The following is a 2,843-nucleotide window of genomic DNA, read 5'->3' as shown; positions in this document are numbered from 1 at the left end:
AAGGACACGAAGGGGATTAACCACAAAGGCACGAAGGACACTAAGGTTATGGATGAGAGGGCTAATGATTTATCTAAGGAGATTATTGGGGCGGCGATCGCTGTTCATCGGGAGTTGGGTCCAGGACTATTGGAGTCGGCCTATGAGGCCTGTTTAGAGTACGAGTTATTGGATAGGGGGATAGCGGTGGAGCGTCAAGTTCCTCAATCAGTGATTTATCGCGGTGTTAAACTTGATTGTGGTTATCGTCTCGATCTATTGGTGGAAAATCTGGTTATTGTCGAACTGAAAACTGTTGAACAACTTACCCCCATTCACGAGGCCCAGTTGTTAACCTATCTCAAATTACGTCGGCTTTGGCTAGGATTACTGATTAATTTTAACGTTCCCGTTCTCAAACAAGGCATCAAACGCCTTGTCAACAATTAATCTTTGTGTCCTTTGTGCCTTTGTGGTTCCTCAATCTTCGTGTCCTTTGTGCCTTTGTGGTTCTTTTATCTCCCATGACCTACCGTAAAAAACTCATTGAAGTGGCCCTACCCCTAGAAGCGATTAACGTCGAATCGGCGCGGGAAAAGTCGATTCGCCATGGACATCCCTCTACTCTACATCTTTGGTGGGCCAGGCGACCTTTAGCGGCTTGTCGGGCGGTTTTATGGGCTTCTTTGGTGGATGATCCTTCCAGTTGGCCAGAGAAGTTTCCCACGGAAGAAGCACAGAATCGGGAACGGCAGCGATTGTTTGATATTTTGGGTAGGATTGAGCTTGAAAAGGACAAGAAAGGCAACACTAAGCAGGTGGTTAGAGGGTTGGTATCTTGGGATGAGATTAACCAGCCTAACTCAGGAGTATTGCTAGAAGCACAGCGAGAAATTGCGCGCTGTTTAGCTTGGGAACGTGGGGAAGAACCCCCCACTAAACCTGATGCTATACGGGATTATATCGCTAAATATGCCCCCCCCGCCTATGACCCGTTTTGTGGTGGTGGTTCCATTCCTTTGGAGGCCCAGCGCTTGGGTTTGCAGGCCCACGGTAGTGACCTCAATCCGGTGGCGGTGTTGATTACTAAGGCTTTGATCGAGATTCCGCCCAAGTTTAAGGATAAACCGCCGGTTAATCCCGATTCTCGCCAAAAACAAAAGATTTCTTCCTGGGAAGGGGCCCAGGGATTGGCCGCAGATGTGCGCTATTACGGTCAGTGGATGCGGGATGAGGCTTTTAAAAGGATTGGCTATCTTTATCCGATGGTGGAAACCAACCACAAAGGCACAAAGGACACTAAGGTGATTGCTTGGCTTTGGGCCAGGACGGTGAAGTGTCCTAATCCGGCCTGTGGCTGTCAGATGCCTTTGGTCCGCAGTTTTCAGCTTTCCACGAAGAAGGGGAAGGAGGCTTGGGTTGAGCCTATTGTGGGGGATTTTAACCACAAAGGCACTGAGGGGGATTTTAACCACAAAGGCACAGAGGACACAAAGGGGGATGATTTTGGTGTCTCTGGGGTGTCACCCAAAATCCGCTTTGAGGTGAAGACTGAGGGGGATTTTAACCACAAAGGCACAGAGGACACAAAGGGGGATGATTTTGGTGTCTCTGGGGTGTCACCAAAAATCCGCTTTGAGGTGAGGACGGGTAAGGGTACGGCCCCAGATGGGACGGTAAACCGCAAGGGTGCAGTTTGTATCGCTTGTAATACTCCTGTTCTCTTGGATCATATCCGTAGGGAAGGTAAGGCAGGCCGGATGGATGCTCAGTTAATGGCTATTGTCGCTGAAGGACAAGGGGGAAGGGTTTATCTTTCTCCTGATGAGGAACAGGAATATATCGCTAAAAAAGCACAGCCTGAATGGAAACCTGAAACGGAGCTTTCAACACATTCTCAATATATGGCAGCCCCTCGCTATGGCATGACCAAACACGCCGATTTATTCACTCCCCGTCAACTCGTCGCCCTCACCACTTTTAGCGATTTAGTAAGTGAAACTAGAGAAAAGATTAAAGCTGATGCAGTAGCCGCAGGAATCCCTGATGATGATTTACCTCTTAATGATGGGGGAATAGGTGCGACGGCTTATGCGGATGCGGTGGCGACTTATTTGGCTTTTGCGGTGGATAAGGCTGCGGACTATTGGTCAGGTATTTGTAGTTGGCACTCTTCGGGAGAAAAGATGCGAAATACCTTCGGTCGTCAGGCAATACCAATGGTATGGGATTACGCTGAATGTTGTCCGTTTAGTGATTCAACGGGTAATTGGATGGCTTGTATAGATTGGGTTTGGAAGGTTGTCGAAAAATCCTCTTGTTCCGCCCCAGGACAAGTTATTCAACTCGATGCTACTAAAAATCATAAAAATGATTCAATAGCTAAATTGATTTCCTCAGACCCCCCTTATTACGATGCCGTACCCTATGCAGACTTATCTGATTTCTTTTATGTTTGGCTGCGTCGGTCTATAGGTTCAATTTATCCAGAAATTTTTAATACGTTATTAGTTCCTAAAACTCAAGAAATGGTTGCCGATCACTTTCGACATGGAAGCAAGGAGAAGGCAAAACAATTTTTTGAAGAAAGCTTAATTAAAGTTTTTCAGCGTGCCAATAAAATCAACCATCACGATTATCCCGTTACGGTTTACTACGCTCTCAAACAAACCGAAACTGATAATGATCAAAGTGTCTCCTCTACAGGTTGGGAAACAATTTTAGGTTCTTCGGTTTGTGTTATGCAATGGACGGGAGTTATAAGGGGTGAAACCCTTATATAGAAAGACATGGCTGCGATTTTTGCCAATTGTTTTCAATCTAGAACGAGCTAATCAATTAAGTCCCTTGCCAGATAAGGATTT

1 protein-coding gene and 1 pseudogene are annotated in these 2,843 nt (G+C 46.4%); both read left to right on the top strand.

From position 1 onward, the window contains the following. On the top strand, nucleotides 1-429 hold a 429-nt coding region (locus ACE1AQ_RS23035; protein ID WP_374809292.1), incomplete at its 5' end, for a GxxExxY protein. 74 nt (nucleotides 430-503) lie between these two features. Beyond that, nucleotides 504-2,702: pseudogene (locus ACE1AQ_RS23030) on the top strand (DUF1156 domain-containing protein); the annotation flags it as partial. Nucleotides 2,703-2,843 lie beyond the last annotated feature (141 nt).

This window comes from Microcystis sp. BLCC-F209 (assembly GCF_041928595.1).
Lineage (GTDB): Bacteria > Cyanobacteriota > Cyanobacteriia > Cyanobacteriales > Microcystaceae > Microcystis.
This window is presented reverse-complemented; position numbering and strand designations above follow the sequence as displayed.